The following is a 6,978-nucleotide window of genomic DNA, read 5'->3' on the forward strand; positions in this document are numbered from 1 at the left end:
GGCGAGGACGAGCTGCATCTCGAAGCCGAGGGCTTCGCTCGGCGCGTCGCCGAGCATCTGGCCGATGCGCTGCAGAAGCAGCGCTACGACGAACTGCGCATCGCCGCCGCGCCGCGCTTCCTAGGGCTGCTGCGCAAGCATCTGCCCGCGCAGGTCGCCAACGTGGTGACCGAGGAGGTCGACAAGGACCTGGTGCATCTGCCAGAGCGCGAACTGACCGAACGGCTGTTCGCCGCGAAGTTCGCCGGCGATCGGGCCGGCGGCCAGTCCGCCAGCTGAGCGCGAGGCCGCCATGCCGCGCCGCGCGGTGGGTGCGGTCCGTAATCTCTACGGACTGCTGAAGGACACGGTCAGCGCCTGGATAGACGATTACGCGCCCAGCATGGGCGCGGCGATCGCCTACTACACGGTGTTCTCGGTGGCGCCGCTGCTGCTGATCGTCATTTCGGTGGCGGGCGTGGTGTTCGGCGCCGACGCCGCACGCGGGGCCATCGTCGCCGAACTGCAGGGCTTTTTCGGCACCGAGGGCGCGAAGGCCATCGAGGACATGCTGGCGGCGGTCAGCGAACCGGCCACCAGCACGCTGACGGCGCTGGCCGGGCTGGTCACGCTGCTGATCGGCGCGACCACCGTGTTCGCCGAACTGCAGAGCGCGCTCGACCGCATCTGGCGCGTGCCGGAGCGGCAGAAGACCTCCGGGCTGTGGGGACTGCTGCGCGCGCGCGTGCTGTCGTTCGGAATGATCCTCGGCATCGGCTTCCTGCTGATCGTGTCGCTGCTGGCAAGCGCCGCGCTGGCTGCGCTGTCGCGCGGATGGGCGCCGCTGTTCGGGGAAGAGGAGGCGCTGGCCCATGCCGTCGACTTCGTCTTCAGCCTGGCGGTGATCACCACGGGCTTCGCGATGATCTACAAGATCATGCCGCGAGCCCGCGTGCGCTGGCCCGACGTCTGGCTGGGCGCGCTGGTGACCGCGCTGCTGTTTACGTTCGGCAAGTTTCTGATCGGCCTGTATATCGGCAAGACGGGCGTGGCATCGGGCTACGGCGCCGCGGGTTCGCTGGTGGTGCTGCTGGTGTGGGTCTATTACTCCGCGCAGATCTTCCTGCTCGGGGCGGAATTCACCTGGCTGTATGCGCATCGCTACGGCTCGCTGCGCGGGCAGCAGCCGGCCGAACGGACGGTGCAGGTCAAGACCGGGCGCTTTGTCGAACGGCAGCCGGCCGAGCATCCCGGCGAGCGCTCGGGCCAGTCCTAGGCGCGGATCCGGCCGCCGCCGCGGCGGGACGCCATGGTAGAGTACCTGCGGCCGCTGCCCTGTGCGGCGGTGCCCCTCCGCCGAGCGCCCGCACCATGCCGATCACGTACCTGCGCAATCTGACCGGAAAGGACAGGAGTACCCTGGCCAACTGGCAACTGGCCCGCTACCTGGCCTTCGTCGCCGGGGCCATCAATGCCGGCGGCTTTCTCGCGGTACACCAGTACACCTCGCACATGACCGGCATCGTGTCCGCGATGGCCGACGACCTCGCCGTCGGCCATGCCGCGCTGATGCTGGCCGGATTGGGCGCGTTGATCTGCTTCGTGGCGGGCGCCGCACTGTCGGCGATGCTGGTCAATTGGGCGCGGCGGGTGCGGCTGCACAGCCAGTACGCGCTGCCGCTGATGGTCGAAGCCGCCCTGCTGCTGTGCTTCGGTCTGCTGGGCGGCAATCTCGAACGTCGCGAATGGCTGTTCGTGCCCGCCACCGTCGCGGTGTTGTGTTTCATCATGGGTCTGCAGAACGCGTTGATCACCAAGCTGTCGCGCGCCGAGATCCGTACCACGCACGTGACCGGCATGGTCACCGATATCGGAATCGAACTCGGCAAGCTGTTCTACTGGAACCTGACCGAAGGCGAGGGCGCTGCGCGCGTCGTCGCCGATCGGCGCAAGCTCGTCATGCTGGCCACGCTGGTTGGCCTGTTCTTCGTCGGCGGCGCCGCCGGTGCGTTGGGTTTCAAGCAGGTCGGTTTTGGCATGACGGTGCTGTTCGCGGCGCTGCTTGGCGCGCTGGCGGCCGTACCGGTCTGGGATGATCTGCGCCGGCTCGCGTCGCGCCGCTAGTCCGCCGCCGGCTCGCGGCGCCGCTCGCCGAAGCGGGCGAGGTAGTGCCATACCTTCTTCAACTCCTGCGAGTCATGCTGTCCGCCGCGGGCCGCCTCGCCGATCAGCGCGGGCGTCAGCCAGCCGCCGCGTGCCAGCGCGCAGCCCAGTTCGACGTAGCGCGGGCCGCGATAGCCGGGGTGGCGGCGCAGTTCGTCGACCGACAGCCGGAAGCCCGCATGCCATTCCAGCGCGCAAGGCAGCGCGCGGGCCATCGCCTCGATCTCGGTACCGCGATAGCAGGGATCGAGCACAAGCGCCTCGACATCGCGCGCCAGATCGACCGGTCCGTGCACCTGCGCCTCGATATAGTCGTCGAGCGGGTCGGGCTGCGCCGTGGCTGCCAGCGCCATCAGGCCCATGCGCTCGGCCACGCCGAACGCCGTCGGCTCGTAGACGCTGTCGGGATAGCAGAAAGTCGTGCGCCCCAGCACCGCGCCGGTGAGCCGCAGATGCGCCGAGCCGAAGCGCGGCGAGCCGCCGGTGGCACGGCCGCGGAAATTGAGCGCGCCGTACTTCGGGCGCTCGGCCGGCGCGGCGTCATCGTAGGCGCCGCCGAACAGCCGGCTCTCCCACTGCCAGCGGTCGCCGCCGGGATGCGCGGTCAGGCCGCCATTGCTGGTGCCGGTCTCGAACTGCGAGCGATAGACGCCGTCGTTGGCAAGCGCCTGCAGGAACGGCACGCCGCGGTGCAGGCGGTCGGGATGGAAATTGAGCGTGACGCGCAGCGTCGGGTCGATCGGCTCGCCGAGGCTGCGTGCGGCGACATGGGCCAGGGCACGGGCCTGGGGAGAATCCGGGGGCGGTACCCATGAATCCCCGGTATCGGTGGCATGGACGGGCATGACGGTCGCTTGGCGATTGGCTTGCGGTGCGGCTTGCAGGTCGGCTTGCGGTTCGACTTGCGTTGGGCTTGCGTTGGGCTTGCGGTTGGGCTCGCAGGTCGACTTGCGGTGCGGCTTGCCGCCGCAGTAGCCGATGCATTCTAACGTCGCCGATGCGAAGCGCGTGCCATGCCTGTCCTTCGCCCGATCAAGCCCGCATGCCGTCCAGCACCTTGTCCAGCGTCAGCGGATAGCTGCGCAGCCGGATGCCGGTCGCATTGAACACGGCATTGGCCAGCGACGCCCCTGCGCCGCAGATGCCCAGCTCGCCGACGCCCTTGGCGCCGAGCGGATTGGCCTTGTCGTCGTATTCGTCGAGGAAGACCGCCTCGATCGCCGGGATGTCCGCATGCGCGGGCACGTGGTAGCCGGCCAGGTCGCGATTGACGAAGGCGCCGTAGCGCGGGTCGACCATGGTCTCTTCCATCAGCGCCGCCCCCACGCCCCAGATCATGCCGCCGATCATCTGCGAGCGCGCCGTCTTTGGGTTCAGGATGCGGCCCGCGGCGAATACGCCCAGCATGCGCCGCAGCCGGATTTCGCCGGTGTCCATGTCGACGCCGACCTCGGCGAAATGCGCGCCGTAGGCGTGCTGCGAATAAGTCTGGTATTCCGGACCGCGCTGCACCTCGCCGGTGACGCTGAGCCCGTCGGGCATCGCACGGGCGAGCAGCGCGCCCACCGGCTCCGATCTGCCACCGGCATGCAGGCGGCCGTCCGCCAGGCGAGCCTGCGCCGGGTCGGTGCCGAACAGCGGCGAGGCGCGGTCCGCCGCGGCGACCTCCGCAAGCCGGCGGCACAGCGCGGCGCAGGTATTGAACACGGCCGAGCCGGTGCTGGCCGCACCCCAGGAGCCGCCGGAGCCCGGTGTCGGCGGGAAGTCGCTGTCGCCCATCTCGACCTGCACCGCCTGCATCGGCAGGCCAAGCGATTGCGCCGCGATCTGCGTCAGGATCGTATAGGTGCCGGTGCCGATATCGGTCATCGACAGCCGCACGCGCGCGGTGGCATCGCGATACAGCGTGACCTCCGCCTTTGACGCCTGCAGGTAGTTCGGCCGGATTGCCGCCGACATGCCGTAGCCGATCAGCCAGCGCCCGTCGCGCATATTGCCCGGCGTCGAGGGGCGGCGCGACCAGCCGAAGCGCTCGGCGCCCTCGCGCATGCAGGCGACCAGGCCCCGTGTGGAAAATGGCACGTTGCGCTCGGGATCGACGCGCGGCTCGTTGCGGATACGCAATTCGATCGGGTCCATCCGCAGCGCATGCGCCAGCTCGTCGACCGCGCATTCGAGCGCCAGCGCGCCCGGCGCCTCGCCCGGCGCGCGCATGATGTCCGAGGGCGGCAGGTCGAGCCGGACCAGCCGATGGCTGGTGCGCCGGTTCGGCGCGGCATACAGCGAGCGCGTGAAGGCTGCGGTCTGCTCGGCGAATTCGTCGTACATCGCGGTCTGCTCGATCACGTCGTGCGCCAGCGCGGTCATGCGGCCATCGCGGCCGGCGGCCAGGCGGATGCGCTGGCGTGTTTCGGTGCGATGGTTGGTGTTGGCGAACATCTGCTGCCGCGTCAGCGTGACCTTGACCGGCCGCCCTGTCATGCGCGCGCCGATCGCAGCCAGGATCGCGTCGGCATGGGTCGGCACCTTGGAGCCGAAGCCACCGCCGACATGCTTGCAGACCACGCGCACATTCTCGGCCGGCAGATTCAGCGTGCGCGACACCGCGATCTGGCAGGTGTCGACCATCTGGGTCGAGGTATGGATCAGCAGCCGGTCTCCCGACCACTGCGCGACGGTGCCGTGCGGCTCCATCGGATTGACGTGTTCGTACGGGGTCGTGTAGGTGGCGTCGATCCGCACCGGTGCGGCGGCAAACGCAGCATCGAAGTCGCCGACCGCGGTGTCGTGCGGCATGCCGGCATTGATGCCGTCCGGCACGTAGGCGTTGCGAAGCTCGGCGGTCATGTCGAATTTCGCGCCCCATTCGGGCGTGTACCGCACCCGCACGCGCGCCGCGGCGTCGCGCGCGGCCTCGAACGATTCGGCGATCACCAGCGCGACCGGCTGGCCGTAGTGGCGCACGCGGTCGCTGTCGAGCATGGGCTTGGGCCGTTCGAAGCGCCGCGCCACCTTGGGCGGGCCGTAGGGCGATTGCGCCGGCGCGTTGCGATGGGTGGCGATCAGGATCACGCCGGGCATCTGCGCGGCGGCCTCGGTATCGATCGCGGCGATGCGGCCGCGCGCGATCGTGCTTTCGACCAGATAGCCGTAGGCGAGCCGGCCGTTCGGCACGTGATCGCAGGCATAGACCGCGCGGCCGGTGACCTTGAGGCGCCCCTCGACCCGATCGACCGGCGCGCCGATCCATTGCTGGCCGCTGCGCTGGCGCTGCTGAAGTTCATCCATGGTGGGCTCCGTCGCGTTGCGATGCCTGCGTCAGGCTGGCCTGCAGCAACTGCCTGGCCAGCGGAATCTTGAAATCGTTGCCGCCGAAGCCGCGCGCCCCGGCCAGCGCCGCGTCGGCGGCCCGGGCGAACAGCTGGGCCGACGGCGCCTTGCCGGTGAGCATCGCCTCGACCTCGGGAACGCGCCACGGCCGATAGGCGATGCCGCCGAAGGCCGCGCGCACGTTGTGCATGCGACCGCCGTCGACTTGCGCGACGAGCGCCACCGATACCAGCGCGAACGCGAACGAGGCGCGGTCGCGCACCTTGCGGTACGACTGCACGCCGGGCGGAGGCGGCGGCAGCACCACCGCGCCGATCAGCTCTCCCGGCGCCAGGTTGGTCTCCAGATGCGGCGTCTGTCCCGGCGCGCGATAGAGCTGCTGGATCGGGATCACGCGCATGCGACCATCGGGCTGCACGGTCTCGATGCGCGCGTCGAGCGCGCTCAGCGCGACCGCCATGTCGGACGGATGCACCGCGATGCAGGCCTCGCTGTGGCCGACCACCGCATGCATGCGGTTGAAGCCGCGCAGCGCCGCGCAACCCGATCCGGGCGAGCGCTTGTTGCACGGCATCGCGGTGTCGTAGAAGTAGGGGCAGCGCGTGCGCTGCAGCAGATTGCCGGCGGTGGTGGCCTTGTTGCGGATCTGCGCGGAGGCGCCGGCCAGCAGCGCGCGCGTCAGCAGCGGATAGCGTACGCGCACCAGCGGGTGGGCCGCGAGGTCGCTGTTGCGCACGGTCGCGCCGATGCGCAGCGTGCCGTCGGCGCCGGCCTCGATGCCCTGCAGCGGCAGCGCGTTGACGTCGACCAGCCGCGTGGGCCGCTCGATCTGCAGCTTCATCAGGTCGAGCAGATTGGTGCCGCCGGCGATGAAGCGCGCGTCGGGCTGGGCCGCTGCCGCGACCGCCTCCCTGAGCGCGGTCGGGCGCTCGTAGGTGAATGGGATCATCGCTGGCTCCCGGCCGCGCTGCGGATCGCGGCGACGATATTCGGATAGGCGCTGCAGCGGCACAGGTTGCCGCTCATGCGTTCGCGCACCTCGGCCTCGCTCAGGTCCTGCAGCGACACCGTGCGGGCGCCGCTCAGGTCGGCACTGGCATGGCTGGGCACGCCGTCGGCGACCTCGCGCAGCATGCCGACCGCGGAGCAGATCTGCCCGGGCGTGCAGAAGCCGCACTGGAAGCCGTCGTGCGCGATGAAGGCGGCCTGCACCGGATGCAGCTGCCCGCCGCGCTCCAGGCCCTCGATCGTGGTGATCTCGTCCTGCTGGTGCATCACCGCCAGCGTCAGGCACGAGTTGATGCGGCGGCCATTCAGCAGCACCGTGCATGCGCCGCATTGCCCGTGGTCGCAGCCCTTCTTGGTGCCGGTCAGATGCAGCGTCTCGCGCAGCGCGTCGAGCAGCGAGGTGCGGACATCGAGCGCGAGCTGATGGCGCTTGCCGTTGACGGTCAGCGTGACCGGTGCGTTCGGTGCGCCCGGCCTGTCGGGTTCGCCGGCTGCGGC

The 6,978-nt window shown here is 70.1% G+C and carries 6 protein-coding genes and 1 pseudogene; 3 read left to right on the top strand and 4 right to left on the bottom strand.

Features of this window, described 5'->3' with window-relative positions; all coding sequences use genetic code 11:
- The 3 genes and pseudogenes from AC6EI8_RS22660 to AC6EI8_RS22670 form a co-directional block, all read left to right on the top strand.
- On the top strand, nucleotides 1-279 hold a 279-nt coding region (locus AC6EI8_RS22660; RefSeq protein WP_498382933.1), incomplete at its 5' end, for a host attachment protein.
- A 13-nt stretch (nucleotides 280-292) separates the two neighbouring features.
- On the top strand, nucleotides 293-1,255 hold the full coding sequence (locus tag AC6EI8_RS22665; protein WP_498382934.1) for a YihY/virulence factor BrkB family protein: 963 nt from the start codon (nucleotides 293-295) through the stop codon (nucleotides 1,253-1,255).
- 95 nt (nucleotides 1,256-1,350) lie between these two features.
- Nucleotides 1,351-2,082 (top strand): annotated as a pseudogene (locus tag AC6EI8_RS22670) (YoaK family protein); the annotation flags it as partial.
- 17 nt (nucleotides 2,083-2,099) lie between these two features.
- On the opposite strand, the gene AC6EI8_RS22675 reads toward AC6EI8_RS22670, so the two are convergent.
- From AC6EI8_RS22675 to AC6EI8_RS22690, 4 genes are all read right to left on the bottom strand, one after another.
- Entirely contained in the window at nucleotides 2,100-2,987 is an 888-nt protein-coding gene (locus AC6EI8_RS22675) for a DUF3626 domain-containing protein (RefSeq protein ID WP_226106202.1), read from the bottom strand.
- Nucleotides 2,988-3,174: 187 nt separating this feature from the next.
- Nucleotides 3,175-5,430 (bottom strand): molybdopterin cofactor-binding domain-containing protein, encoded by a 2,256-nt coding sequence (locus AC6EI8_RS22680; RefSeq protein WP_498382935.1) that lies wholly within the window; start codon nucleotides 5,428-5,430, stop codon nucleotides 3,175-3,177.
- A complete protein-coding gene (locus AC6EI8_RS22685; protein ID WP_498382936.1) occupies nucleotides 5,423-6,421 on the bottom strand; it encodes an FAD binding domain-containing protein in 999 nt (332 codons plus the stop codon). The genes AC6EI8_RS22680 and AC6EI8_RS22685 overlap by 8 nt, the downstream gene beginning before the upstream one ends.
- On the bottom strand, nucleotides 6,418-6,978 hold a 561-nt coding region (locus tag AC6EI8_RS22690; protein WP_498382937.1), incomplete at its 5' end, for a 2Fe-2S iron-sulfur cluster-binding protein. The genes AC6EI8_RS22690 and AC6EI8_RS22685, both read right to left, overlap by 4 nt.

The organism is Cupriavidus sp. R6-3 (genome assembly GCF_059772245.1).